Annotated in this window: 26 protein-coding genes and 1 pseudogene; 17 read left to right on the forward strand and 10 right to left on the reverse strand. The window is 31.8% G+C overall.

The annotated features are described in order from the left end of the window. The first annotated feature begins 74 nt into the window (after positions 1-74). On the forward strand, positions 75-719 hold the full coding sequence (locus CN601_RS12240) for a DNA alkylation repair protein (protein WP_098171338.1): 645 nt from the start codon (positions 75-77) through the stop codon (positions 717-719). A gap of 263 nt (positions 720-982) precedes the next feature. Next, positions 983-2122 (forward strand): D-alanyl-D-alanine carboxypeptidase family protein, encoded by a 1140-nt coding sequence (locus CN601_RS12245; RefSeq protein WP_179865536.1) that lies wholly within the window; start codon positions 983-985, stop codon positions 2120-2122. Between the two features lie 86 nt (positions 2123-2208). On the opposite strand, the gene CN601_RS12250 is transcribed toward CN601_RS12245, so the two are convergent. Next, positions 2209-3219 (reverse strand): inorganic phosphate transporter, encoded by a 1011-nt coding sequence (locus tag CN601_RS12250; protein WP_098171217.1) that lies wholly within the window; start codon positions 3217-3219, stop codon positions 2209-2211. Positions 3220-3230: 11 nt separating this feature from the next. Continuing rightward, entirely contained in the window at positions 3231-3851 is a 621-nt protein-coding gene (locus CN601_RS12255) for a DUF47 domain-containing protein (protein WP_098120565.1), read from the reverse strand. A gap of 328 nt (positions 3852-4179) precedes the next feature. Between CN601_RS12255 and CN601_RS12260 the strand changes: the two genes are divergently transcribed. The 5 genes from CN601_RS12260 to CN601_RS12280 all read left to right on the forward strand — a co-directional run bounded on the left by CN601_RS12260 (position 4180) and on the right by CN601_RS12280 (position 9377). Next, on the forward strand, positions 4180-5568 hold the full coding sequence (locus CN601_RS12260; RefSeq protein ID WP_257131700.1) for an aldehyde dehydrogenase: 1389 nt from the start codon (positions 4180-4182) through the stop codon (positions 5566-5568). A gap of 111 nt (positions 5569-5679) precedes the next feature. Beyond that, positions 5680-6654 carry an ABC transporter ATP-binding protein gene (locus CN601_RS12265; RefSeq protein WP_098120563.1) on the forward strand — a complete coding sequence of 325 codons (975 nt, stop codon included), beginning with the start codon at positions 5680-5682 and terminating at the stop codon, positions 6652-6654. Beyond that, entirely contained in the window at positions 6651-7502 is an 852-nt protein-coding gene (locus CN601_RS12270) for an ABC transporter permease (RefSeq protein ID WP_098120562.1), read from the forward strand. The genes CN601_RS12265 and CN601_RS12270 overlap by 4 nt, the downstream gene beginning before the upstream one ends. Continuing rightward, a complete protein-coding gene (locus CN601_RS12275; protein WP_098120561.1) occupies positions 7503-8303 on the forward strand; it encodes an ABC transporter permease in 801 nt (266 codons plus the stop codon). A 27-nt stretch (positions 8304-8330) separates the two neighbouring features. Then, positions 8331-9377: a polyamine ABC transporter substrate-binding protein gene (locus CN601_RS12280; protein ID WP_098120560.1), complete on the forward strand. Its 1047-nt coding sequence runs from the start codon at positions 8331-8333 to the stop codon at positions 9375-9377. Positions 9378-9446: 69 nt separating this feature from the next. Here CN601_RS12280 and CN601_RS12285 read toward each other — a convergent pair whose 3' ends face one another. Further along, complete coding sequence (locus tag CN601_RS12285) at positions 9447-9872, reverse strand: MarR family winged helix-turn-helix transcriptional regulator (protein ID WP_098171219.1); 426 nt, start codon at positions 9870-9872, stop codon at positions 9447-9449. 203 nt (positions 9873-10075) lie between these two features. On the opposite strand from CN601_RS12285, the pseudogene CN601_RS28000 reads away from it, so the two are divergent. Continuing rightward, positions 10076-10274: pseudogene (locus tag CN601_RS28000) on the forward strand (histidinol dehydrogenase); the annotation flags it as partial. A gap of 250 nt (positions 10275-10524) precedes the next feature. On the opposite strand, the gene CN601_RS12295 reads toward CN601_RS28000, so the two are convergent. Next, positions 10525-11133, reverse strand: a complete 609-nt coding sequence (locus CN601_RS12295; RefSeq protein WP_098120643.1) for a YitT family protein — start codon at positions 11131-11133, stop codon at positions 10525-10527. Between the two features lie 643 nt (positions 11134-11776). Between CN601_RS12295 and adhE the strand changes: the two genes are divergently transcribed. From adhE to CN601_RS12310, 3 genes are all read left to right on the forward strand, one after another. After that, positions 11777-14380, forward strand: coding sequence for a bifunctional acetaldehyde-CoA/alcohol dehydrogenase (adhE, locus tag CN601_RS12300; protein ID WP_098171221.1), 2604 nt, complete (start codon positions 11777-11779; stop codon positions 14378-14380). A gap of 92 nt (positions 14381-14472) precedes the next feature. Continuing rightward, positions 14473-15381 (forward strand): RluA family pseudouridine synthase, encoded by a 909-nt coding sequence (locus CN601_RS12305; RefSeq protein ID WP_098171222.1) that lies wholly within the window; start codon positions 14473-14475, stop codon positions 15379-15381. A 10-nt stretch (positions 15382-15391) separates the two neighbouring features. Further along, positions 15392-16078 (forward strand): copper homeostasis protein CutC, encoded by a 687-nt coding sequence (locus tag CN601_RS12310; RefSeq protein ID WP_098171223.1) that lies wholly within the window; start codon positions 15392-15394, stop codon positions 16076-16078. Between the two features lie 219 nt (positions 16079-16297). On the opposite strand, the gene CN601_RS27880 is transcribed toward CN601_RS12310, so the two are convergent. After that, the gene (locus CN601_RS27880; protein WP_306659823.1) at positions 16298-17116 is read right to left on the reverse strand and encodes a CAP domain-containing protein; all 819 of its coding nucleotides are present in this window, start codon (positions 17114-17116) and stop codon (positions 16298-16300) included. A gap of 346 nt (positions 17117-17462) precedes the next feature. Between CN601_RS27880 and CN601_RS12320 the strand changes: the two genes are divergently transcribed. Beyond that, on the forward strand, positions 17463-17774 hold the full coding sequence (locus CN601_RS12320) for a cyclic-phosphate processing receiver domain-containing protein (RefSeq protein ID WP_098171224.1): 312 nt from the start codon (positions 17463-17465) through the stop codon (positions 17772-17774). A gap of 733 nt (positions 17775-18507) precedes the next feature. Here CN601_RS12320 and nagE read toward each other — a convergent pair. The 5 genes from nagE to phaQ all read right to left on the reverse strand — a co-directional run bounded on the left by nagE (position 18508) and on the right by phaQ (position 21820). Next, complete coding sequence (gene nagE / locus CN601_RS12330; protein WP_098171226.1) at positions 18508-19875, reverse strand: N-acetylglucosamine-specific PTS transporter subunit IIBC; 1368 nt, start codon at positions 19873-19875, stop codon at positions 18508-18510. A 187-nt stretch (positions 19876-20062) separates the two neighbouring features. Further along, positions 20063-20251, reverse strand: a complete 189-nt coding sequence (locus CN601_RS12335; RefSeq protein ID WP_098120552.1) for an alpha/beta-type small acid-soluble spore protein — start codon at positions 20249-20251, stop codon at positions 20063-20065. Positions 20252-20341: 90 nt separating this feature from the next. Next, positions 20342-20785, reverse strand: a complete 444-nt coding sequence (locus tag CN601_RS12340) for a MaoC family dehydratase (protein WP_098120551.1) — start codon at positions 20783-20785, stop codon at positions 20342-20344. 58 nt (positions 20786-20843) lie between these two features. After that, entirely contained in the window at positions 20844-21353 is a 510-nt protein-coding gene (locus CN601_RS12345; protein ID WP_098171227.1) for a hypothetical protein, read from the reverse strand. A 47-nt stretch (positions 21354-21400) separates the two neighbouring features. Then, entirely contained in the window at positions 21401-21820 is a 420-nt protein-coding gene (gene phaQ, locus CN601_RS12350) for a poly-beta-hydroxybutyrate-responsive repressor (RefSeq protein WP_098171228.1), read from the reverse strand. Positions 21821-22022: 202 nt separating this feature from the next. Here phaQ and CN601_RS12355 point away from each other — a divergent pair, with 202 nt between their 5' ends. From CN601_RS12355 to CN601_RS12375, 5 genes are all read left to right on the forward strand, one after another. Then, on the forward strand, positions 22023-22508 hold the full coding sequence (locus CN601_RS12355) for a DUF4349 domain-containing protein (protein WP_098171229.1): 486 nt from the start codon (positions 22023-22025) through the stop codon (positions 22506-22508). A gap of 25 nt (positions 22509-22533) precedes the next feature. Further along, a complete protein-coding gene (locus tag CN601_RS12360; protein ID WP_098120547.1) occupies positions 22534-23274 on the forward strand; it encodes a 3-oxoacyl-ACP reductase in 741 nt (246 codons plus the stop codon). A gap of 41 nt (positions 23275-23315) precedes the next feature. After that, on the forward strand, positions 23316-24398 hold the full coding sequence (gene phaC, locus CN601_RS12365; RefSeq protein ID WP_098171230.1) for a class III poly(R)-hydroxyalkanoic acid synthase subunit PhaC: 1083 nt from the start codon (positions 23316-23318) through the stop codon (positions 24396-24398). Positions 24399-24505: 107 nt separating this feature from the next. Continuing rightward, positions 24506-25723: an NAD(P)/FAD-dependent oxidoreductase gene (locus CN601_RS12370; protein ID WP_179865537.1), complete on the forward strand. Its 1218-nt coding sequence runs from the start codon at positions 24506-24508 to the stop codon at positions 25721-25723. Between the two features lie 80 nt (positions 25724-25803). Further along, a complete protein-coding gene (locus CN601_RS12375; RefSeq protein ID WP_098171232.1) occupies positions 25804-26472 on the forward strand; it encodes a DUF421 domain-containing protein in 669 nt (222 codons plus the stop codon). The last annotated feature ends 10 nt before the right edge of the window (positions 26473-26482 follow it).

The following is a 26482-nucleotide window of genomic DNA, read 5'->3' on the forward strand; positions in this document are numbered from 1 at the left end:
TCCCGTTAAAGTTGAATAAATAAAATTAGAACATTTAAGGGGAGTTGAAATTGGACAACTATTCTGCAGAGTTAATGAAGTTTTTTAAAGAGCATCAAAACAATGAAAATCGACCTGTAATGGAAGCATATATGAAAAACAAATTTACTTTTTTAGGAATTAAAGCACCAGAACGAAATTCCTTATTGAGGCAATATCGAGAGAGTTATGGTGAGCCGCCAAGTTTAAACTCAATCATAAATATTTGGGGCTTTGAAGAAAGAGAGTTTCAATACATTGCATTAACATTTTTAGACCGCCAATATAAAAAAGCTGAAATTGAACGGATCACATTATATGAACAACTAGTAGTAGAAAAATCTTGGTGGGATACCGTTGATACAATAGCAGGACGGTTGATTAGTTATCATTTTTTAAAATATCCTGAATTAATTGATGAGTACTCAAATAAGTGGATTACTTCTAATAATATGTGGTTAAACAGAGTAGCATTATTATTTCAAATGAAGTTTAAAGAGAAAACTGATCAAGAACGTCTTTTTAAATACTGCAGACTATTATCAGAAAGCAAAGAATTTTTTATTCAAAAAGCGATTGGCTGGGCATTGAGAGAATTCTCATATGTTAATCCTAAAGCCGTTGAATCATTTATAGTAGAGACAAAGTTATCACCTTTAAGCAAAAGGGAGGGGCTAAAAAAAATAGAGAAATCGAAGTAGTAGGAATGTGTCGATTTTCCGGGAAATAACCGATATTTTTTAAAAACTATTCCAACTTTATGTATAGTTGAGACATTAATTTGAAAAGGTTATAATAGGGACATTATTGATTTTTAAAGTGCCATTTTACACTAGAAAATAGTATGGTGAATTGAAAAAATTAAATGAAAAAGTATAAAGGAGATTTAATTTTTTATATGAAATCTACTTTTAATAATATGATAAAATTATGTCTTTGTATTAGCTTATTTAGTGGTTTTTTTATGCAGAATACTGTACATGCAGATGAACTAAATCTATTTAGTGATAAGGCTATTTCAATATTAGCTGATAATGGAGAAGTTATATATAGTAAGAACAGCAATAAAGTCGATTTCCCAGCTAGTACTACTAAAATAATGACTGCTATGGTCATGATGGATCATTTAAATGAAAATGATAAAATTAAGATGACAAAAAGAAGCATTCAAGAAGAAAAAAGCAATTCTCAAATACTTTTTTCTACAGGCGAAGTGTTAGATCGGAATACGGCATTAACAACGATGATGATTTTGAGCGCAAATGATTTAGCATATGCAATCGGTGAACGAGTTGGCGGGAGTATGGATAATTTTGTAAAAATGATGAATGAAAAAGCTAAAAAGATTGGCGCTTATCATACAAATTTTATGAATCCAAATGGACTGCCCAATACAAACCATTATACGACTGCACATGATTTAGCCCTAATCACAAAGGAAGCTTTAAAATACCCGTTAATTATAAAAGCAATGGGTACAAAAGATGCTCATATTAATACATCTAAACAAAAGAATGTGTATATTTTTAATCGCGGAAAAATGTTTGAAAATCCATATTTTTATGCAGGTAAAACCGGATATACAGATTCTGCTCGAAACACTTTAATTGAAATTGACAAAAAAGACGGTCAAATGATTATTAATATTTTATTGCGCTCTTCGAAACCGCAATATTTACAGGATATTAAATTAATGGATTCATACGCGTTTTCAAGGATTCATAAAAAAACGTTAATTAAGAAAGCAGATTGGCAGAAAAAAGTAACATTAAGTAAAAACTTAATTCAAACGAAAATTTCGAAAGATTTGGCTTTTTTAACTGCTCTTGGGACAAATACAAACTATGATATTAAATTAAAGCCCTCATCAACAATTGGCGAGAAATACAAGGAAAATGGAATTTCTAAAAACCAAAAACTAGGAGAGGTTGAAGTTTGGGCTAATAACGAAAAAGTTTTAAGTACAGATTTATTAGCTGCTAAATCATATAATCGACCTACATTACTTTCATTAAATACATTTTTAATCGCTGGTTCGATTATTTTGCTACTTGTTGTAATTTTTTATATAACAAGACCAAAAAGGAAAAGAGAATATATGTAAAAACTAAAGAAGGTTAGACATATAATTGGGTTTGGCCTTCTACACAAAAAAGGCGAACTGTAGTTACGAGTTCGCCTTTTTTATTATTAGATTAAGATTAATTTTAAAATTTGATAGAAGATAGCTGAAACAACTGCTGAAATTGGGATTGTAATAACCCAAGTGATGATCATACGTTTAGCAGTACCCCAGTTTACATCTTTAACACGTTGAGCAGAACCAACACCCATAATAGAAGATGAAATTACGTGTGTTGTACTAACTGGTAAATGTAAAGCAGTAAATGTGAAAATAATTGCGGCCGAAGATAAGTCGGCTGCTGCACCGTTAATCGGGCGTATTTTCATGATTTTTCCACCAACAGTTTTAATGATTTTCCAACCACCAACTGATGTACCAATTGCCATTGCTGTTGCACAACCAATACGTACCCATAATGGAACGTCAGCACCTGGTCCTTCAATTTTAGCAGCAATTAAAGCAATCATGATAATCCCCATTGCTTTTTGTGCATCATTTGTACCGTGAGTAAATGATTGTAATGAAGCAGTAAGTATTTGTACAAATCTAAAACCTTTATTTGTTTTAGAAAGGTTAGAACGTCGGAAAATCGTTGCTAAAATTGTCATAACGATAAATCCAAGCGTAATTGCAATGACAGGGGAAATTAATAATGCTTCAATAATTTTAACAAAACCATCTGCTTGTAAAACATGAAATCCTTTTGCTGAAATCGCAGCACCAGCTATTGCACCGATGATTGCATGTGAAGAACTACTTGGAATACCAAAAAACCAAGTTACTAAGTTCCAAACAATCCCACCTAACAAGGCAGCAATAACGACAACTAGTCCATTTGCACCTTGAATTGTAATTGGATCAACAATACCAGTAGTAATTGTTTTTGCTACTCCTGTAAATGTAATTGCACCAATGAAGTTCATTATAGCTGCAACTAAAATTGCAGTACGGGGCTTCAAGGCTTTTGTCGAAACAGACGTTGCAATAGCATTTGCTGTATCATGAAATCCATTAATAAAATCAAATAAAAATGCAAAAATCACGATTAATATCGTAAGTAAAAATAAATGTTCCATTTTATAACTCCTTACGCATTTCGCATGATAATTTGCTCAAGAGTGTTTGCAACATCCTGTGCACTATCAGCTACAGATTCTAAACCTTCGTAGATTTCTTTGTACTGTATAATTTTGATAGGATCTTTTTCATTCATAAATAATTGTTTAATTGAAGAACGTAATAATTCATCACATTGAGATTCGTAATCTTTAATTTTTATTGCATGGACACGGATTTCAAGTAATTTCTTATTTGAAAGTAATTTAACCGAAAGTAAAATTTCTTCCACAGCTTTTTGTAGAATATCAACGAATTTGACCATATACTCATCAGCTGATGTAATTGAATACATTTCAAAACGTGCAGAACAATGTTCAAATCCATCTAATACATCGTCCATTTTCATAGCAAGTTGTAAAATATCTTCGCGCTCAATTGGAGTAATGAAAGTTTTGTTTAATTCAACGATTAGAGAGTGAATGAACTTATCACCTTTTGTTTCATAATCTTTCATTTCTTCTTGAAACTTCTTTAAGTCACTTGCATTCTTTATTTTAAAATCAACGTAATACTTTGATGCAACGTCCAAGTTCTCAGCGATCCCTAAAAGCTTTTCAAAGAATACATCTTTTTTTGGTCCAAAAAACATTATGATTCCTCCAACTAAAACATATAATTTATTATCACCTTCACCACTAATCAAAATTTTTTTATGTCAGAAACTATGTAAAAATGTCGAAAAAAGTAAAGGCCACGTTAATAATAATAATTGGTTTTTAAAATTAATCAATTAAAAACGTTTAATTAATTTACAAATTTACAATATCTTTACAATTCCTTAACAAAGTTAATAATTCGATTCTTTCATTCGTTTATATTGATATTAGTATTCACAGAAATATTGACTTTATGTGAGTTTTTAATTTAGCATGAGATTATATGTTTAAACGAATCAACTTTAAAAGGATGTGATGATTTTGGAAAGTACATATAGAGCATCTGAAATTACACAATTAGTAAATAAACAAAAAGCATATTTTCAAACTGGAATAACGAAAACGTCTAAATACCGTATTACCCAATTAAAGAAACTATATAAATCAATCGTCGAAAATGAAGAAGAAATAAAGCAGGCATTAAAACAAGACTTAAATAAATCTGATTTTGAAGCTTATATGACTGAAATCGGATTTACATTAAAAGAAATATCAGAAGCAATTAAAAAAATTGAAAAATGGATGAAACCTAAAAAAGTTAAAACTCCAATCACTCATTTTGGAACAAAAGGGTATATTTACAGAGAACCATATGGAGTAACGTTAATAATTTCACCTTGGAATTATCCGTTTCAGTTAGCAATGGCTCCTTTAATTGGGGCAATAATCGGAGGAAATACAGCAGTCATTAAACCGTCAGAATTAACTCCAAATACATCAAAAATAATTCGAAAAATAATTAAAGAGTTATTTGATGAAGACTATATTGCGGTAGTTGAAGGTGGAATCTCAGAAAGTACTTTATTATTACAACAAAAGTTTGATTTAATCTTTTTTACAGGCAGTGTTCAGGTCGGAAAAATTGTTATGGAAGCAGCAAGTAAAAATTTAACGCCATTAATACTCGAATTAGGTGGTAAAAGTCCAACAATTGTTCATAGCGATGCAAATATTCAAATTGCAGCTAAAAGGATTGTATGGGGTAAATTTACGAATGCAGGACAGACATGCATTGCTCCTGATTATATATATGTACATGATTCAGTAAAACAAGAATTTATAAATGCACTAAAGAATGAAATTGTTCATTTTTATAATGATAAGCCTTTGTTAAATAATGATTATTCGAAAATAATCAGTGAACGCCATTTTAATCGATTGGTTGACTTTTTGAAAAATGGTCAAGTCGTACATGGTGGAGACTATGATTTGTTAAATCATAAAATTGAGCCTACCTTGATCACTGATATAAATTGGGATTCGCCAATCATGTCTGAAGAAATATTCGGTCCTATTTTACCAATTCTTTCCTATTTTAATGTTGATGAAGTATTAAATGAAATTAATCAGCATCCTAAGCCATTAGCACTATATGTATTTACAGAAGATAAGAGTTTAGCGAAAAGAGTAATTGAAAAAGTTCCATTTGGTGGTGGATGTGTAAACGATACACTTTATCATATGGCAAATCCAAATTTACCTTTTGGAGGAGTTGGAGAAAGTGGAACCGGGAATTATCACGGTGAATACAGTTTTTCTGCTTTTACTCATGATAAAAGTGTTCTACTACAAACTACAAAAATTGACTTGAAAATTAGATATCATACAACAAAAAACGCTTTACGGTTCATACGTAAATTGTTAAAATAAAGGTTAATGATTAGTTTCTAAGCTCCTTGACAAAAGGGGCTTTTTATATGTTGAAAATAATTTATTCTTTTTTACATAATAATAAAATATTAATATAGATGGGACGCGAAAATGAAAAATATAATTGAAATTGAACAAGTCGAGAAAAGTTTTAGTGAAAATAGTGTTATATCCCCACTTTCATTAGAAATTTATTCGGGAGAGTTTTTAACAATCTTAGGTCCTAGTGGTTGTGGGAAAACTACACTTTTAAGAATGATTGCTGGTTTTGAAGAACCAACATCAGGTTTGATCAAGTTAAACGGTGACACAATTAATAATTTGCCTCCATATAAAAGAGATATGAATTTAGTGTTCCAACATTATGCATTATTTCCACATATGAACGTTGAACGAAATATTCAATTTGGCTTAAAAATGAAAGGTGTTTCGTTAGAGGAACAAAAAGTTCGAGCTAATGAAGCAATGAAACTAACTCAATTAACCGAATTTAGAAATCGTAAGCCTAGCCAACTTTCTGGTGGTCAGCAGCAAAGGGTTGCAATTGCTCGTGCAATAGTGAACAATCCAAAAGTATTATTATTGGATGAACCATTAGGTGCACTAGATTTTAAATTACGCAAAGATTTACAAAGAGAACTTAAAAATCTTCAACGTGAATTAGGAATTACTTTTATATATGTTACTCATGATCAAGAAGAAGCGATGAGTATGAGTGATCGAATCGTCGTAATGAATCATGGGAAAATCGAACAAATTGGAACACCGAAAGAGATTTATCAAAAACCTGCAAGTAAATTTGTTGCGACATTTATAGGTGAAAATAACTTCTTTAAAAAAGGCGATAAAGAGATTGCAGTTAGACCTGAAAATATTAAAGTTTCGCCTGCTACTGATGAATTTACCGAATACTTAGGTACGATTAAAGATGTTGAGTTTGTTGGAACATTAAATAAAGTTTTTATTGATTTACATAAACAAGAACAAACAATTGTTGTTTATCAAATGCCAGACCAAACATCTCTTTCGAGAAACGACAAAGTTGAAATTAGTTGGAAGTCGGAAGATGAGGTGATTATGTATTGAGAAATGGTAAATACATAATTGCACCTACGATTATATGGTTATTAGTCTTTTTCCTAGTACCATTACTTTTAATATTTGGATTTGCATTTATGAAAAACGGTTTGTATGGAGAAATTGAAAAAACATTTACTTTAGAAAACATTATTAAAGTTTTTGATCCACTTTATTTGGAAGTTTTATGGACTACATTTTGGATCGCTTTAGTTACTACAATAATTACACTACTTGTTGGTTATCCTTATGCATATACTGCTACTGTTGTAAATGCAAAATGGCAAAGGATGTTACTTTTATTAATCACGATTCCATTCTGGATTAATTTCTTAGTTAGATCGTATGCTTTAATTGTCATCCTTCGTTCAAAAGGAATCATTAATACTTTGTTAATCCATCTAGGAATTATAAAAGAGCCGTTACAACTACTATATAATACTCCATCTGTCATAATGGGAATGGTCTATACATTATTACCATTTATGGTATTACCAATCTTTGTCGCTATTGAACAGTTAGATAAACGTAAATTAGATGCGGCTAATGATTTAGGAGCGACTCCTTTCCAGACATTTTTATATGTTACACTTCCATTGACTATGAATGGAATTTTTGCAGGCAGTATTTTAGTATTTGTTGCATCATTTGGTATGTTTGTCGTATCAGATGTAATGGGTGGTTCGAAAGTTGCATTAATAGGTAATGTTATTCAAAACCAATTCTTAGCAGCAAGAAACTGGCCATTTGGGTCTGCACTTTCAATTTTCTTAGTTTTAACTTCAATTGGTTTAATTGGACTTTACTATTTAGCGACTAAAAATATTGGTGCTCAAAGAAGTAGAGGTGAGAAATAAATGAAAAAACCGATACTTATTGGATTTTCCACAATTGTATTGATCTGTTTATATTTACCTATTTTGATTTTAATACTATTTTCGTTTAATAAATCAAAGATTAATGCTCAGTGGTCTGGATTTACATTTGACTGGTATTTAAATCTATTTAAGAATCCACAAGTTGTTGATGCTTTAATGAATAGTTTAACGATCGCAATTATAACGACAATCCTTTCTACAATTCTAGGTACGATTTGTGCTTTAGCATTACATAAGCATAAATATAAATTTTCGAGTTTTATTAGTGGACTAGTTTACTTACCAATCGTAGTTCCTGATATTTTAATGGGACTTTCTTTACTAATCCTTTTTACAAATTTCCATATCGAATTAGGTAGTATCACAATTATTATTGCACATGTCACTTTTTGTATTTCATATGTAATTATTCTTTTAGCAGCTAGACTTTCAGGTATGTCTTCTGATTTAGAGGATGCTGCAAGTGACCTAGGTGCAACACCATGGCAAACATTTAGATTTGTTACATTACCGGCACTTATGCCAGGAATAATTGCATCTGCACTTTTATGTTTTACATTAAGTATTGATGATTTTGTTATTAGCTTTTTTGTTTCAGGACCAAGTTCAACTACACTACCAATTTATATATATGGAATGGTTAAAAAAGGTGTAACACCTGAAATAAATGCAATTTCAACCATTTTAATCGTTACAATTATATTCCTAATGGTTGTTTCTGAAGTTTATCGTACAAAAGGAATCAATAATAAAACAGAGAAAAAATCCTATATAGTTTAAGATTAAAGGAGGTAGTCAGTAGGCATTATGAGTAAATTTAAAAAAGTTGCTTCACTAATGGTATCTTTAGGTTTAGTAAGTTTGCTATTATCTGCCTGTTCGGCAGGAAAAAAAGAATTAAATATTTATAGCTGGGCAGATAATTTTGACGAAAAGGTTTTGGAATCATTTGAAAAGAAATATGATGTTAAAATTAATTATCAAGTGTTTGCTAGTAATGAAGAGCTATATGCAAAATTAAAAGCTGGTGGTTCAGATTATGATGTAATTCAGCCTTCAGACTATATGGTTAAACTGATGATCCATCAGAAAATGTTAGCTAAGTTGGATAAAAATAAAATGCCAAACTTAGAAAATATTTCTCCCGAATATACGAATCAAGAATTTGACCCAAAAGGTGAGTATTCAGTTGTTTATACTGGAGGACTAACAGGGATTGCTTACAATCCAAAATATGTAAAAGAAAACATCGATAGTTGGGATGATCTTTGGAACCCTAAATACAAGGGTCACGTTACTTTATTAGATGATAATAGAGAAGTATTTGGAATGGGATTAATTAAAAATGGTTTTTCAAATAGTTCCACAAATAAAGATGAACTTCAAACAGCCTATAATAATTTAAAAACTTTAACACCTAATTTATTAGCGTTTGACACAGATACAGTAAAGCAAAAGTTTATTACAGAAGATGCATGGATTGGCCAAGTATGGTCAGGTGATGCAGCTTATATTCAAAAAGAACTTAAAGATGTAAAGTGGGTTGTACCAAAAGAAGGCTCATCAAGATGGGCAGATACATTGGCAATCCCTAAAGATGCAAAACAAAAGGATTTAGCAGAAAAATTTATTAATTATATGTATGATCCAAAAGTAAGTGCAAAAAATTATGAATCAATCGGATATGCAGATCCAAATAGTAAATCAGGACCTTATCATTCTGAAGAATATAAACAAAATCCTTATATAAATGTTACAAAACAAGAAACAGATGCAACTAGTTGGATTAAAGATGTTGGAAAACAAACAGAATTATATGATAAGTATTGGACTGAATTGAAAACGGGTAAATAATATTCACTTTCCTGTAAAAGTTAGACTTATATCAAACAAAAAAAGGTTATCTCATTTGAGATAGCCTTTTTAGTTTGAAGTTAATTTGTTTAATAATAGATGGAATTGATCTCTTTCATCTTTTGATAGCTTTTCGAATAATGTAAGCCAAAGCTCTTGTCGAATGTCGAACATGTCTTCAATAATTTGTTTTCCTTCATCTGTGAGTTCCAGCCAAGTCACTCTGCGATCTCGGATATCTCTTTTACGAGTAATTAGATGATTACTTACCAATTTATTTACAGCGGTTGTTATTGAACCTGAAGAAAGACCCATTTGTTTTCCAAGGTCTGAAGCGGAAAGTTTTTGATTTTTATATATTAAATACAATAGTAAGTATTTTGGTGGTGTTAAGGGGTTTTTAGCTTCCTCATCTGTTTTTTGCCAGTTTTTTCGAACTCGAATCATTAAGCTAGTTAAATCATAAATCAAAAGTTTATCGTTTTCAGCTAACAAGGCAATATCCACCTCCTAAATTATGATAAAAAGATAATATTAATGTGGCTATTGTATGTATAATTTATCAATTTTCTTAAGTATTATCAAGAATACTTGATTAATCGTTGGTATTTTTAATTTTGTCAAGTTTTGGTTGTATAGTTTCTATAGTGTTTTGTAAATAGTATGATAAAAGACAACATTGGTAGGGGTGAAGTACAATGTTTAAGTATTTTAAGTTTAAAATAAATGATACTGTTCAATTTGTAAAGAACGATGGCCATTTCTATCGAGTTATTGGATACAGGATCGAAAAAAGTATTTATTTAAATGATGAGTACAGTAGCATTATTTACGAACTCTTACGAGAATTTGATGGTCTACAAGTTGACGCCGAAGAAGAAGAATTAGTAAGTGTATCAAACTTTGATGAGTTTTACGGTTCAATGTTTGAGAAATTAGGTACATTTACAATTAAGTTTGCTAAAAAACAAGAGGAAGTAAATAAGACAAGCATTGAAGAAGGCTCATCTGTGGACGAACTATTAGATAAATATAATGACTACCGAAGACTGGCAATCCTTTTTAAAGATTGTCTTTATGATTTAGCTGCTGAAAATGTTTTAAATGAACTCGTTGACTACTCAGAATCAAAAAAAGATTACACGCATTAAGCGTGTAATCTTTTTTCATTCGTTTTAATTGCAACGGATTTATTTTGTACTTTACCTTCATATACTAATTCAGTTACTTTTGCACAAATAGCGACTGAGAGTATTGTATAACCTACTTCATTCCATGAAAGATAACTAAGTGAACAAAGTAGAATCACAGCATCAAATATAAAATATACTTTACCTATTGAAATTTTTGATTTTTTGCTCATTATGATTGTTATTAAGTCATCTCCACCAGTTGCTCCACCACTTCTAAGAATTAACCCTAATCCAAGTCCAGCGAAAATTCCACCTAATATAGCGGGAATCCATAAATGATTTCCAAAATGAAATGTAAAATGTGATGTTTTTTCTATTATAGAATAAAACACCGAAAATGAAATTGCGCCGAGTGTCGTATTAATTAATAATTTTTTACCTAAATACAATCCTGCCAATAAGATAATCGGAATATCGAGAATTAATGTTGTAATTGAAGGGGATATATTAAACGAATTTTTGACTAATAAAGCAATGCCAATAAATCCACCCTCAGCAAGATTGTTTTGATAATGAAAATGGTAAAGTGTAGTGGCTAAAATAAATGAACCAAATAAAATCATTAAGGTCTCACCCAAACGATTGTTACTCATTGTTATTTCCTCTTTTCGTAGTTAGTAGTTAAAAAGTAAAGTTATAAACTAACTACGTACATATAGAGCTCGTAGTTAGTTTTTTGCCTTTCTAACTACAAAGCTATATATCATTGAAGAAATAACATAATCGCCTGTCAACCATAGTTTCGCCTACCTTCAGTTTTATTTTTAGAGTTCTTTTGGTTCTCTAAATTAAAACCGCTAAGTGTAGGATAAATCTTTACGTTGCCAAATGCTCCTTCGAGCAATCATGGTTACACGTCCTTTTTGCCAGTTTTGTTAGAAAAATCTAACAGTTGAAAAATAAGTTCAAATGAACTTACTCTTAATTCTATCATATGCGAAATTATTTGAAAAAAGAAAAGAATTAACAAAAATCTACAAAGATTGAATCTAGGGATATGATAAAGAAAGAAAAAAATGAAAAATCCAAATAAAAACATAAGTATTTGTGAATTATTTCACAAAATAGACATAGCATTTTCAATGAAAAGGATATATATTATATTTGTAAACGATAATGTGAAATATTTCACAATATAAATTGATAAATGGGACGTATTAAATCCTAATTGGATCTAACTGTCCATCATCAGAGGAGGAGAGCCAAATGGCTGTTCAAGAAAAAATTGTAAATGAAATTAGTAGCGCTTCTGAAATGGTAAATGAATTAGTAGTAAAAGGACAAAAAGCATTAAAGGAATTTGAAAGTTTTAATCAAGAACAAATCAATGAAATCGTACATTCGATGGTTCTAGCTGGTTTGGATCAACATATGCCACTAGCAAAAATGGCAGTTGAGGAAACAGGGCGTGGAGTTTATGAGGATAAAATAATTAAAAATATTTTTGCAACAGAATATATATGGAATTCAATAAAAGATAATAAAACGGTTGGAATCATAAGTGAAGATCAGCAAACAGGAATAACTGAAATAGCAGAGCCTGTTGGTGTAATTGCAGGTGTAACTCCAACAACTAATCCAACATCAACAACATTATTTAAAGCAATAATTGCAATTAAAACTAGAAATCCAATTATTTTTGCATTCCATCCTTCAGCACAAAACTGTAGTAGAGAAGCAGCAAAAATAGTACGTGATGCTGCAGTTAAAGCTGGAGCTCCAGAGAACTGTGTGCAATGGATTGAAGTGCCTTCTATAGAAGCAACAAAATGTTTAATGAATCATGTAGGCGTAGCTCTTGTATTAGCAACTGGAGGAGCGGGCATGGTTAAATCAGCCTATAGTACAGGAAAGCCCGCTTTAGGTGTTGGACCAGGAAATGTACCTTGTTATATTGAAAAATCTGCTGAAATCAAATGTGCAGTTAATGATCTAATACTCTCAAAAACATTTGATAATGGAATGATTTGTGCATCTGAACAAGCAGTAATTGTTGATGAAGAAATTTATGATGAGGTAAACGCAGAATTAGAAGCAAATAATTGTTATTTTGCAACAATAGAAGATAAAAAGAAATTAGAAAAGCTAGTGATTAACGAGACAACTTGTGCTGTTAATGGGGACATTGTCGGTAAATCAGCTTATGAAATTGCGAAATTAGCTGGAGTAAGTGTTCCTGTGGATACAAAAATTCTAATCGTAGAATGTGACAATGTTGGTGCAAATGAACCTTTAACAAGAGAAAAACTAAGTCCAGTTTTAGCAATAATCAAAGTAAATGACAAAGAAGAAGGCTTTAAACGATGTGAAGAAATGTTAGAGCTTGGAGGATTAGGACATTCTGCAGTTATTCACAGTAGTGATGAAGAAATTCAAAAAGAATTTGGATTGAGAATGAAAGCATGCCGTGTAATATCAAATGCTCCTTCAGCTCATGGCGGAATTGGTGATTTATATAACGCATTTATTCCTTCATTGACACTAGGCTGTGGATCGCACGGTAAGAACTCTGTATCAACAAACGTAACTACAGTTCATCTTTTAAATATTAAAAAATTAGGAAGAAGAAATATGAATATGCAATGGGTCAAACTACCACCAAAAATTTATTTTGAAAAATATTCAACACAGTATTTAGAAAAAATGCCAAATGTCAAAAAAGCATTTATTGTAACTGACGAAGCAATGGTCAAACTTGGTTATGTTGATGTGATTAAATATTATTTAGAAAAGAGACAAGAAAATATTCAGATTGAAATCTTTTCAGATGTAGAACCAGATCCTTCAGATGTTACTGTAATGAAGGGTGCAGACAGAATGAGGGCATTTGAACCAGATACAATCATTGCGTTTGGTGGCGGTTCAGCAATGGATGCTGCTAAGGGGATGTGGATGTATTTTGAATATCCAGAAACTACTTTAGACGGACCTAAGCAAAAGTTCTTGGACATTCGAAAAAGAGCTTATAAATATCCAAAATTAGGTCGAAAAGCTCAGTTTGTTGCGATTCCAACTACATCAGGTACTGGATCAGAAGTAACGCCTTTTGCTGTAATTACAGATAAAGCAAATAATATAAAATATCCATTAGCAGATTATGAGTTAACACCAGATGTTGCAATTATTGACCCTCAGTTTGTGTCAACAGTTCCTAAAAGCATTACTGCAGATACAGGAATGGATGTATTAACACATGCTATAGAGGCTTATGTAAGTGTATTAGCGAACGATTATACAGATGGACTTGCGTTACAAGCGATTAAATTAGTATTTAAATATTTACCTAGAGCTTATAAAGATGGAAATGATTCTGAAGCACGTGAAAAAATGCATAATGCATCAGCAATAGCAGGAATGGCATTTGCAAATGCATTTTTAGGAATTAACCATAGCTTGGCTCATAAAATCGGTGCGGAATTCCATATTCCACATGGCAGAGCAAATGCGATCTTAATGCCTCACGTAATAAGATATAATGCAAAAAAACCAACTAAATTTACTGCTTTCCCTAAATATAAGCATTTTATTGCAGATGAACGATATGCAGAAATTGCACGCTTCTTAGGACTTCCAGCTACGACAACAGAACAAGGCGTTGAGAGTCTAATTACAGCAGTCATTAAGTTATCGAAAGAATTAAATATAAATATGAGTATCGAATCACAAGGTGTATCTGAAAAAGAATTTAAAGACAAAGTAGCATATTTAGCTGATCGTGCTTTCGAAGACCAATGCACAACTGCAAATCCAAAACTACCTTTAGTAAAGGAATTAGAAGAAGTTTATATGAATGCTTTTAAAGGCTGTTAAATAATTAGTAAACGTAGGGGCACCTGAAAGGTGCTCCTTTTTTGACTAATCTTATTTTGGTATAATAGCCATATTGAAAGTGGTGATTAGTAATGGAAACTATGAATCAAAATCCTTGGTTTAAGGTTGAAATAAGTAAAGTGCATGAGAATCAAACCGTAGAGTCGTATTTGAAAAGTGCATGGCAATTTCCAAAGAAGTTGCTTCATGAATTAAGAATGGCAAAAGGCTGTAAGATAAATGGAGAAGCTAAGCCTTGGAATACGGAACTAAAGAGTGGTGACCTTGTTGAAATCCGATTGTTTATAGAAGAAGATTATGGAGTTACTCCACAAGAGCAATCGATCGAGATTTGCTATGAAGATGAACATTTATTGGTAGTAAATAAACCTTATGGAATGGACACACATCCAAATGAAATAGGACAATTAAACACATTAGCAAATGGTGTAGCCTTTCATTTTCAAAATAAAGGCTTGAAAACTAAAGTTCGACATATCCATCGTCTTGATAAAGACACTACTGGCGGAGTCGTATTTGCTAAACATGCCTTGAGTAGTGCAATTCTAGATTCAATGTTAAGTCAGCGGAAAATAAAACGTACATATACTGCAATTGTTGAAGGAAATGTCAAATTACCAAAAGGAACAATTAATGAGGCCATTGGAAGAGACAGACATCATCCTACTAGAAGAAGAGTTTCACCTAAAGGTGATAAAGCCATTACGCATTATAAAAAAATTAATTATATTTCAAAGCTAAATGTAACGGTTTTAGAATGTCAGTTAGATACAGGAAGAACACATCAAATCCGTGTTCATTTAAGTTTTTTAGGTTATCCATTAGTAGGAGATCAATTATATGGTGGAAAACAAAAAATATTGAATCGTCAAGGACTACACGCAAGCAATGTGTCGTTAAAGCATCCTTTTACAGATGAAATAGTATCAATATCTTTTCCATTTCCTAAGGACATACAGCAAATAATTAACGAAAAGTGAGATGAATTAAATGTTATTAGAAGTAATTGCAACTACTGTAAAAGATGCGATAGACGCAGAAAAGTTTGGTGCAAATCGAATCGAACTAGTTACCGGAATAAAAGAGGGTGGTTTAACACCGAGTTATGCTACGATTAAGCAAGTCATACAAAATGTATCAATTCCCGTTCATGTTATGATTCGCCCACATAGCCGATCTTTTATTTATGATTCATATGACCAAGAAGTCATCCTAAATGATATTGAAGTATGTAAAGAACTTGGAGCAACAGGGATTGTTTTTGGAGCTTTAACTGAAGAAAATTCAATAGATGAGGTACTTTTAAAGAAGGTAACAGCTCGTGTGAAAAATATGAATTTTACGTTTCATCGCGCGATTGATGATTCAATTCATATTTTAGAGGCCATTAATACATTAATGCAATATCCAGAGATTACTCATGTTTTAACTTCAGGCGGTGTTGCTAGTGCAATTGATGGAAAAGAAACGATTAAAAAAATGGTCGAACTTACAAAAAATTCGAATATAAAAATTTTAGCGGGAAGTGGCTTATCAATTGAAAATATTTCAGATTTCATCGAATATACGAATGTAGAAGAAATTCATTTTGGTTCAGGAGTTCGAAAAAATAATTCTGCAATTGATGTAATTGATTCATCTTCAATGGAAAATTTGTTAAAAAAGTTAGTACGTTAATAAGTTTTTGAATAAAATTAAATTATTTTTGTATAATAAAGAAAACTCGCCGATTGGCGAGCCTTTTAGGCGAAGACAGAGGGGTAGTTGCACTTATACTTAATTCCTAAAATTGGCATCTACGTCGACTGATCCTCACAGTTGCCGATTTATACTTTCTTAATGTGTAAAAAAGTAGTCCGATTTACGGACTACTTTTAAAAAACTATATACTAATTATTATTTACCGATGAATTGTTGAGTCCAAGCATTTGATCTTGAATCATAACCAACACCAATTTGAGTTAAGTTAGGATTTAAGATATTAGCACGGTGACCAGCACTGTTCATCCAAGCAGTAACTACTTCTTCAGGAGTTTTTTGACCTTTAGCAATGTTTTCTGCTGCATAGCTATAAGTGATTCCGAATTGTTTCATCATATCAAATGGTGATCCATAAGTCGGAGAGTTGTGGTCAAAATAATTTTTGTCAGTCATATCTTGTGATTTTAAACGTGCAGTTTTAGATAATGTTGCATTAACTGTAAATGGTTTTAAACCAGCTTTAGTACGTTCAGCATTTGTTAATTCAACTACTTTTGATTCGTAAGCTGATAATGATGCTGTATTAGATGACGTATCAGTTGATGGTGTTGACGGTGTTGTAGGTTTAGATGGTGTAGTTGGTACCGTCGGTTTAGCCGGTGTTGCAGGTTTAGCCGGTGTTGTAGGAACAGTCGGTTTTGTTGTAGTTCCTGGGTTAGCTGGCTTAGTTGTTGAAGCTTGTCCTAATTGTTGCTTAATAGCATCTTGAATTTGCTTCATATCAATGCCATTGCTAGATAATAATTTATTTAAATCAATTTTAATAGTACCATTAGTAGTTGATAAGTTTGGTAGATTAAAATAATTGAATAAAGTATCATTTAAATTGATATTTTGTGTATATGGTTTAGTTGTATTTGTATCCTTAGTAATAGTTGCTGCATTTACGGCACCTACAGGAGCACCTACTAGTAGAGTAGCAGCCACAGTTGATAGAGTTACGATTTTTTTCATGTTCTTTCTCCTCCATTTGTTTGGTTATCGTCTCGCTGTACAAGTAATACTTTAGCATGAAAACGCATGACATAATTATGGGAAATAATGGGGAGCTAAAAATGAGGATTTTTTTGGTAGCACTGTCTTAGTACAGAAATAAAATAAAACGTTGTTATGACTACTATTTTACTAGAATAATATTCATAGGCTTACTTGATTTTTTGCTTAAAATTTCCATAAAAAAAATATGAAGTTAAGAAAACACCGTATTTTCTCGTTATAATACAGGAAGGAAAACCCAGTTTTGTTTTAATCCGGTTACGATTGTAATCATTCTGTAAAATACGTATTGTAGGTGAAGGATTTGAAATTATTTGTAGATGATACTAGACCTGTTCCACACGGCTTTTTATTGGCAATATCCGTTGAAGAAGCATTAAAGCAATGCAAATATCAACAATTTGAACAAATTTCTTTAGATTATAACCTAGGATTTAGAAAAGAAACTGGATTAGACTTTATAAAAAGGTTTTTTAAAGAAGGTTACTATGTCCAACACATAAATCTACATAGTGATGATGTATTTGGTGTACATAAAATGGAGAATACAATTAATGCACATATAATAGAAGAAACGAAACAAAAGATTAAAATTACAAAGATCAGTTATTCATGAAAGGACACTAGTGATGCTAGTGTCCTTTTACTTTTCATTTATATATAAAAGAACTTGCTACTTATTAACTCATGAAACCTTTATGAGTAAGGAAATGGCAACATCATGCTTGATTAATAACTCATGAACCCTCCATGAGTTATTAAATCAGTTCAACCAGCCGGTTTTGTCTCACAAATTCTTTTCAGAGTGTTGAAATATAAAGTAGTCAATAGCTAAAATGTTACTAAGCGATCTATTTTGATGGTAAATTTGAAATCTTTTGATGATGTTATTGATTTGTTTTTATTGATAATTTGTATGTGGAATACTAACAAACATTAGTAATTGTTCTTTATGGGAATATAAAATATTGAGATGCTATTATTTGAAAGGCAATTCAATTATTAGTTTTTAAATAGACAATTAATCGATATTAGCAAAATAACCGAGTATTTAATTTCTATTTTTCTCAAAAAAAATGGGATTAAAAAGGTGCTTTATTGCATGCTTTTGTATTTTGAAGTAGTTGATTGGAACGGAAGGAGGCTCGACTCCTATGGGATAAGCGGGAAGGCTGAGACCCCACAGGCATCGCCGAGGAGGCTCAGGTCTCGCCCCATGGAAAGCGAGAATCCTGTAGTGGAAATCAACCACATAACGCTTCCTTTACATGGAGCATATTCCTGATTAATTGACAGTTTTTTTCAACAGCGTAAAAAAGCTTGCCCAATTGGACAAGCTTTTAAATCAATTATTTAACTTCCTTCTTTAAGTCTTCAGCAACAAACTCTACGTTTGTACCTACAACTACTTGAACGTTTTTATCGTCTAATTTAATAACTCCACGAGCACCAGCTTTTTTAAGAAGTGCTTCATTTACTTTAGAAGCATCTTTTACTTGTAAGCGTAAACGAGTTGTACAGTTATCAATATTTGTTAAGTTTTCTTTTCCACCTAAAGCTTGTAGGTATAAAGAATCACCAATTTCAGTTGTTACTTCATCAGTTTCAACTTCATCATCGTCTTCACGACCTGGTGTTTTAATGTTAAATCTCTTAATTGCAAAGTAGAACACGACAAAGTAAATTACACCAAAGATTAAACCGATTAGGAGTAATAGTATAGGTTTAGTTGCGATATTGTAGTTCAAAATGTAGTCCATGAAACCAGCAGAGAATGTAAAGCCATCTTTAATTCCTAAAGCATTTACGAGACCCATTGATAAACCAGTTAAGATTGCATGGAATGTATATAGTACTGGAGCAATGAACATGAATGCAAATTCAATTGGTTCAGTAATACCAGTTAAGAATGATGTTAAAGCAAGTCCGATAAACATACCTGCAACAGTTTTACGTTTTTCAGGTTTTGCAGCAGCGATCATTGCAAACGCAGCAGCAGGAAGACCAAACATCATAATTGGGAAGAAACCAGTCATGAATGCACCAGCAGATTTGTCACCAGCGAAGAATCTGTTTAAGTCACCGTGAACTAATTTACCAGCAGCATCAGTAAAGTCACCTAAGTTGAACCAGAAAATTGTATTTAATACGTGATGTAAACCTAATGGAATTAAAATACGGTTTAAGAAACCAAATACTGCAGCTCCGATTGGACCGATATCAATAATCCAGTTACCAACAGAGTTAATTGCATCTTGAATTGTTGGCCATACATAACCAAATATTCCTGCTAATATCAGCATAGTAGCCGACGTTATGATTGGAACGAATCGTCGTCCACTAAAGAATCCTAACCATTCAGGTAATTTAATACCACTAAATCGGTTGTAAAGCAGACCAGCTACAACCCCTGTAATAATACCACCAAGGGCAGCCATGTTTATATCTTTATTAATAGTAGTTGTTCCTGCAGTTAATACGAAGTAACCGATTGCACCTGCAAGACCGGCGGCCCCATTTCCATCTCTTGAAATACCGATTGCAACACCGATAGCAAAGATTAATGGAAGATTTGAGAAAATTGCATTACCAGCAGCCGCCATAAACGGAATGTCTAGTAGATCTGGTTGTCCAAAGCGCAGTAAAAGACCCGCAGCTGGAAGGACAGCGATTGGAAGCATTAATGCTTTACCAATACGTTGTAAAAAACTAAGCATATTATTTTCCCTCCGAAAATTATTATAATGATTACGCTTTCAATATTAACTTAAAAGGTCCAACTTGTCTATACAACTAGTTAAGATAAATATTGCTATTTTCTTCCAATAAATTTAAAAATAAAAAGGGAAGAATTAATTCTTCCCCTATATTAAGCCATTTTATATAGTTTGTTATTTCTTTAAATCATTGACCCTTTAAATGACTTTGCGCTTGAGCAATTAAACGTTTTGTAATTTCGCCACCAACTGAACCGTTAGAGCGTGCAGTTGTATCTGAACCCAAAGTTACTCCGAATTCATTAGCTATTTCATATTTAAATTGATCTAGTGCTTGCTCTACACCTGGAACTAATAATTTATTTGATCTTGTCATGATAATCTCCCTTTCTGTAAGTAGTAGCTTACAATACTATTTTTTACATTTAGGATTTTATCATGCTTGGTAAATACAGTCATATTAGGTTTAAGTTAACTTTTTAACAACAGCTGATCCTTCCACAACGATTATATTATCCTGATTATATACATTCGTTTGAAGGGTAAGTAATTTTTTATCATCTCGTTTGCTTTTTACACTGACGATTACTTTAATTGTGTCATTAATTTTAACTGGTGCTTTGAAAAATACTTCTTGAGATAGGTAGATGGTGTTTTTGCCGGGTAGTTTAGTACCTAGTACTGAGGAAATAAAGCTGCAAATCAACATGCCATGTGCAATTCTTTCTTTAAAGATGCTTTCTTCAGCAAAATCATCTAATAAGTGAATTGGATTAACATCTGTTGAAATTGCAGCAAATTGTTCAATTAACTCTGCCGTAATTTTTACTTCAAGAGTAGCTTCATCACCAACTGATATGGAGTCAAAATGAACTTCCTGTACATGTCTTGCACTTTCGAAAATATTCATTTTGTTTCATCCTCTCCTTGATGAAATAACTAGCTATTCAAGAAAATCGTTAAAAATTTTATAGTTTTGAGAAAGAAAATTCTTGAATGTTTTTTAACCAATCTTCTTGAGTTTTTTGGAACTGTTGATACATATTCGTCCAAGCAGTGAAAGGTGTGCTATTTAATGGTTGTTTGAAAAATTGTTGAAAAAGTTGTTGTTGTTGATTTGAAAAAGTACTCATAGCTTGAAAAAATGGTTGATATGGATTTTGATTAAAGTTTGACCATAATGATTGGAATGGAGTAAATTGTTCAAATAATTTTTTCCAATTTTTTTCAAATGACTCTTGAGTCATTGTTGGTTTAATTTCATTTAGTAATTTGATCATTTCTTGAAATTGTTCATAAGATTCTTGTTGTTGAAGTTGTACTTGCTCATTTAATGTTTTCCATTGTTTTGCTTGTTCTTGAAATAATGACTCTGTCCATTGTTGAATTTGTAATTGGTTATCTAGTAAGTATTGAAGCATCTTTTGAAAATTCTCAGTTGCAAGTTCTGTTTGTAATTCGATTGTTTTTTCAGTCATTAGTATTTCCTCCAAAAAAATTTATTATTGAATGCATTGCTGCAATTTCAATCATCTTTAAAACTTTCATCAGAGCTGCTAAATGGAAAGAAGGAATTTGTGTAAATTGAAAAAAATGTTTGGAGCATTTGATTATATTGAGTAAATGAACTATGGCATGTTTTTAAATATTCCTCACCAGCATCAGTAATTGAATAAATACGTTTTGCTGGACCATCGAGTCCATTTTCCCAACTAGATTCAATATAACTTTCTTTTTCGAGTTGTCTTAGAATTCGATACACATTACTCGAATCAAGCGTAGTAAAACCTAAATCAAATAATACTTGCATTAATTTATAGCCATGCATGTTCCATTGCTTAAGGCTTAGAAGTAGAAAGGGAACTAAGAAGTTTTTTGGCAATGTAAGATTGTTGGAAGCTTCCTGTTTTGTTTTTTTACTTGTATCATTTTCATTTGTTGTCATAAAGTATCGTTCCCTCCTATATCGTAGTAAGGAATCATCCCTTAGGTGTAATTTACACTTAGTTAAATTTATTGTCAATGTATTTTAAATATAATGAATATTAAAAAACAAATTTCGACAAAAATGTAGAAATATCACGAAAATATTGGATTGTTTTGTTGTTAATATGTTTTCTATACTTAAATGAGTGAGGGGGATTAAGATGTCAGAGCAAAATTATTCAGATCCATTGAAAATGTGGAAGCAAATGTATGATGTTAATGAAAAATACTGGGGAAAAATGATGAACGATCATGTTCATAAAGAAGAATTTTCTGAGTGGATGGGTTCTGTACTAGATTTTAATCTATTTTGTAAAAAAATGATGAATGATCAGTCGAAAACTTTCTTAGATGCTTCGAATATCGCTTCAAAAGAAGATATCGCAAATGTAGCTAGCTTAGTGATTAATTTAGAATCAAAAGTTGATACATTAGAGGACCAATTATACTTAAATACGCAACCAGAGTTAGATGTAACAGCATTGAAAAAAGAGTTAGACATTGTTGCATTAAAACGAGATCTTACAAAAGTGAAAGCTGAAACCAAATCAATCCATCAACAAGTTAGTGAATTAAAGTCTTCAATGTCAAACATTGAACAACTTTTAAAGCAATTAACAACTACAACAACAACAACAAAACAATAATTAGTTAAAAAAGGAGAAATGATTAATGGATTTAGTAAATCGTGTAGCGATCGTAACAGGTGGAGCAAAAGGAATAGGAAAAGGTATAGCATTTGCTTTAGCAGAGAAAGGTGCAAAAGTTGTAATCAATTATAATAATAGTGAAGCACACGCAAAAGCAGTTGTAGACGAACTTTTTGAAAATGGTTATGAGGCATTAGCAGTTCAAGCTAATGTTGCTGAATTAGATCAAGCGAAAGCATTAATTGATCGTACAGTTGAGCATTTTGGCCGTTTGGACATTATTGTAAACAATGCCGGAATCACTAGAGATCGTAGTTTCAAAAAGCTAAGTGCTGAAGATTGGCATGAGGTAATTGATGTAAACTTAAGCAGTGTTTATAACACATGTAATTCTGCTTTACCACACTTATTAGAATCTGATAATGCTCGTATCATTAATATCTCATCAGTTATTGGTCAATCGGGCGGTTTTGGTCAAACAAACTATTCTGCTGCAAAAGCCGGAATGATCGGATTTACTAAATCATTAGCTCTTGAATTAGCAAAATCAAATGTTACAGTAAATTCTGTATGTCCAGGATTTATTGAAACGGATATGGTAAACGAAATACCAGAAAATGTAAAAGAACAAATTATATCTAAAATACCAAAAAGAAGATTTGGTAAAGTTGAGGAAATTGCTAAAGCAGTAGTTTACTTATGCGAAGGCGGCGAGTACATCACTGGTCAACAAATAAATGTAAATGGCGGACTTTACGTTTAAGTCTTATATATAGATGAACTTTATCAAAAGGGGGGAATCGTGTGATTAGTTCACAAAAGTTAGAAGAAGCTACGGAATCACTTCCAAGCGGATTAAAAGAATCATATAAAAGATTGAAGAAAACTGCAGATATTCTTATAAAAGAAGGGGAGCCACTAGTAGGTCAATCTCCTAAAGAAGTCATTTGGACTAAAAATAAGAGTAAATTGTATCATTATATTCCAACTACAACAAAAAAAGTAAAAAAGACTCCGATCTTACTTATTTATGCGCTAATTAATAAGCCTTATATCCTTGATTTAACGAAAGGTAATTCTTTTGTAGAATATCTTGTTAATGAAGGATTTGATGTTTATCTATTAGACTGGGGTACTTTTGGTTATGAAGATCGCCATTTGAAATTTGACGATTTCATTCATGATTATATTGCGAAAGCTGTAAATCGCGTTCTTCGTTTTTCAGGTGCAGAGGAAATATCATTATTAGGCTATTGTATGGGTGGCACTTTAACTAGTATTTACGCATCTCTTTATGAAAATGCACCAATTAAAAACTTAATATTCGTAACTAGTCCATTTGATTTTTCAGAAACTGGATTATATGGATCGTTTTTAAATGAAAAATACTTTGCATTAGATAAAGCTGTCGACACATTAGGAAATATACCACCTGAAATGATTGACTTTGGTAATAAAATGTTAAAACCAATTACTAATTTCGTTGGGCCTTATGTAACTTTATTAGATCGATCTGATAATACAAGATTTATTAAGTCGTGGCAGTTAATGCAAAAATGGGTTGCAGACGGTATTCCTTTCCCAGGCGAATCATATCGTCAATGGATTCGTGAATTTTATCAACAAAACAAATTATTAAATGGTGAACTTGAAATTAGAGGTAGAAAAGTAGATGTATCAAACATACAAGCTAATGTATTAAATATATCTGCAACTAAAGATCATATTGCAATGCCATGCCAAGTGGAAGCTCTAAATGAGCATATTTCTAGCGTAGATAAGAAATATGTATCGATTCCATCTGGTCATGTTTCAATTATGTTTGGACCTGTTTCTCTAAAAACAACATATCCGACAATTGGAAAATGGTTAGCTGAAAGATCATAAAAAATTAAATTTAGCTTAAAAAAAATCTCACTTTGAAAAAAGTGGGATTTTTTTCATTCAACTGACAAAAACTACCTTAAATAATGATTAATGAAAGGAGTAGACATGTGAAAAGTATTAGCGGTGTTTTATATTGGCCAACAACTTATATTAATTCGCACCCAGAATTAGATAATATTAAATCACTAGATGAAGATCTAGAATGTGATTTTGTAATAGTAGGTAGTGGTGAGTCAGGTGGCTTATCCGCGTATTTCCTAAGTCAAACAGGAGCAAAAGTAGTATTACTAGATAAACGAAAAATTGCTCATGGAAGTACAAGTGCTAATACCGGACTACTACAATATACAAACGATAAATCATTAAATTCATTTATTAACTCTTATGGAAGAGAAAAAGCCGTTCGTCATTATCAATTATGTGTTGAAGCAATAAAAGGAATTGAAAAAATGTCAAAAGAAATTGAAATTGATCCAGATTTTATAAAAAGAAAAAGTTTGTATTATGCAAGTGACTTAGATGGAAAAGAAAATATTGAATTAGAGTATAAGATGTTAACGGAAAATGGATTCAATGTTGAGTTATTTACAAAAGCCCAAATAAAAGAGAAGTTTAATTTTACAAAGGAACTTGCACTTTTCACTGGTGATGACGCTGAAGTAAATCCGTATAAATGTGCCCATGGCTTACTTTTATATGCTATGAAGCGAGGGTTAAAGGCCTACGCTGATACCGAGGTAACGAGGATCATTGGTTCAAAGGAAGGTGTCCAACTTTTTACGAACACTAAACATACAATTCGTGCTAAAAAAGTTATTTTTGCTGGAGGCTATGAATCTCTAGAAGTAAAAAGTGAAAAAAATGCAGTTTTGACTTCGACATTTGCAATTGCAACTCAGCCGTTACTTGAAAATAGTAATGCATGGTATGAAGACTGCTTAATTTGGGAGACTGCAAGGCCGTATCTTTACTTGCGCACAACTGTTGATGGAAGAATTATTGTTGGAGGTCTTGATGAACCTACAATCATACCAGAAAAGCGTGAATCAATGTTATTTCATAAAAAAGAGCAGCTTATAAAAAATCTAGTAGAGTTATTTCCGCAACATAAAGATGCAAAAGCGGAATTTTATTGGACAGGCGCATTTGGAGGAACGCATTCCGGCTTACCAATGATTAGAGAATACAATGAATATCCAAACTGTTTGTTTTTAATGGCGTATGGAGGTAATGGAACTGTATATAGCTATGTATTGGCAAAAATATTAAAGGATCTAGTTACGGTTGGCTCTCATCCAGACGCACATCTTTATATGGAAAATTGATTTATTTGGAATTTTTTTCAAGTTATCTATTAAAACTATAAATAGTCAAAAATAGTAAGAAAAATTTAGGAGTGTATTACATGAGCTATCATGAAATGTTTACTGAATTATTTTTCGGATATATAGCACTTTTTATCGTGGTCAAAATTAATGGGAAAACGCAAATAACACAAATAACACCATTTGATTTGATATCATCTTTAGTGCTAGGAAATATACTAGGAGATGGAATATACGACAAGGAAGCAAATCTTCCTAGAATTCTATTTAGTATTTTTACGTGGGGTGCTCTCATCTTAGTTACCGAAATCATAACTCAAAAGTCACGAAGAGCTAGAAAGTTCTTAGAAGGTGATGCTGCGGTCGTAATTAAGCACGGAGCAATTCAATGGAAAGAATTGAAAAGAAATCGTTTAGATACTGATCAATTGATGCAATTATTAAGAGCGAAAGATACTTTCTCAGTCAGTGAAGTTGCGTATGCTATTTTAGAAAATGACGGAACAATCAGTGTCTTAAAGAAATCCAATTTCGATACTCCTACTAAACAAGATTTGAAAATTCAGATGGAAAAAGAATTTTTACCTGTCGTCGTCATTAGTGATGGGCAAATTATAGAAAGAGCACTTAATTCATTGAAAAAAGACGAAAAGTGGGTACACAAAAAACTTTCTGAGTCAAATTTATCACTGAAACAAGTATGTTTTGCGGAATGGGATTCAAAGCAATTACATTTACATACGTATTAAAACAAAATTT

Source organism: Bacillus sp. AFS017336 (assembly GCF_002555445.1).
Taxonomy (GTDB): Bacteria; Bacillota; Bacilli; order Bacillales; family Bacillaceae_G; genus Gottfriedia.

What these genes read in the sequence shown, in the direction of transcription:
- CN601_RS12240 (WP_098171338.1), top strand. Translation starts at nt 75, where the DNA reads ATGAAGTTTTTTAAAGAGCATCAAAACAATGAAAATCGACCTGTAATG.
- CN601_RS12245 (WP_179865536.1), top strand. Translation starts at nt 983, where the DNA reads ATGCAGAATACTGTACATGCAGATGAACTAAATCTATTTAGTGATAAG.
- CN601_RS12250 (WP_098171217.1), bottom strand. Translation starts at nt 3,219, where the DNA reads ATGGAACATTTATTTTTACTTACGATATTAATCGTGATTTTTGCATTT.
- CN601_RS12255 (WP_098120565.1), bottom strand. Translation starts at nt 3,851, where the DNA reads ATGTTTTTTGGACCAAAAAAAGATGTATTCTTTGAAAAGCTTTTAGGG.
- CN601_RS12265 (WP_098120563.1), top strand. Translation starts at nt 5,680, where the DNA reads ATGAAAAATATAATTGAAATTGAACAAGTCGAGAAAAGTTTTAGTGAA.
- CN601_RS12275 (WP_098120561.1), top strand. Translation starts at nt 7,503, where the DNA reads ATGAAAAAACCGATACTTATTGGATTTTCCACAATTGTATTGATCTGT.
- CN601_RS12280 (WP_098120560.1), top strand. Translation starts at nt 8,331, where the DNA reads ATGAGTAAATTTAAAAAAGTTGCTTCACTAATGGTATCTTTAGGTTTA.
- CN601_RS12295 (WP_098120643.1), bottom strand. Translation starts at nt 11,133, where the DNA reads ATGATTTTATTTGGTTCATTTATTTTAGCCACTACACTTTACCATTTT.
- adhE (WP_098171221.1), top strand. Translation starts at nt 11,777, where the DNA reads ATGGCTGTTCAAGAAAAAATTGTAAATGAAATTAGTAGCGCTTCTGAA.
- CN601_RS12305 (WP_098171222.1), top strand. Translation starts at nt 14,473, where the DNA reads ATGGAAACTATGAATCAAAATCCTTGGTTTAAGGTTGAAATAAGTAAA.
- CN601_RS12310 (WP_098171223.1), top strand. Translation starts at nt 15,392, where the DNA reads ATGTTATTAGAAGTAATTGCAACTACTGTAAAAGATGCGATAGACGCA.
- CN601_RS27880 (WP_306659823.1), bottom strand. Translation starts at nt 17,116, where the DNA reads ATGAAAAAAATCGTAACTCTATCAACTGTGGCTGCTACTCTACTAGTA.
- nagE (WP_098171226.1), bottom strand. Translation starts at nt 19,875, where the DNA reads ATGCTTAGTTTTTTACAACGTATTGGTAAAGCATTAATGCTTCCAATC.
- CN601_RS12335 (WP_098120552.1), bottom strand. Translation starts at nt 20,251, where the DNA reads ATGACAAGATCAAATAAATTATTAGTTCCAGGTGTAGAGCAAGCACTA.
- CN601_RS12340 (WP_098120551.1), bottom strand. Translation starts at nt 20,785, where the DNA reads ATGAATATTTTCGAAAGTGCAAGACATGTACAGGAAGTTCATTTTGAC.
- CN601_RS12345 (WP_098171227.1), bottom strand. Translation starts at nt 21,353, where the DNA reads ATGACTGAAAAAACAATCGAATTACAAACAGAACTTGCAACTGAGAAT.
- phaQ (WP_098171228.1), bottom strand. Translation starts at nt 21,820, where the DNA reads ATGACAACAAATGAAAATGATACAAGTAAAAAAACAAAACAGGAAGCT.
- CN601_RS12355 (WP_098171229.1), top strand. Translation starts at nt 22,023, where the DNA reads ATGTCAGAGCAAAATTATTCAGATCCATTGAAAATGTGGAAGCAAATG.
- CN601_RS12360 (WP_098120547.1), top strand. Translation starts at nt 22,534, where the DNA reads ATGGATTTAGTAAATCGTGTAGCGATCGTAACAGGTGGAGCAAAAGGA.
- CN601_RS12375 (WP_098171232.1), top strand. Translation starts at nt 25,804, where the DNA reads ATGAGCTATCATGAAATGTTTACTGAATTATTTTTCGGATATATAGCA.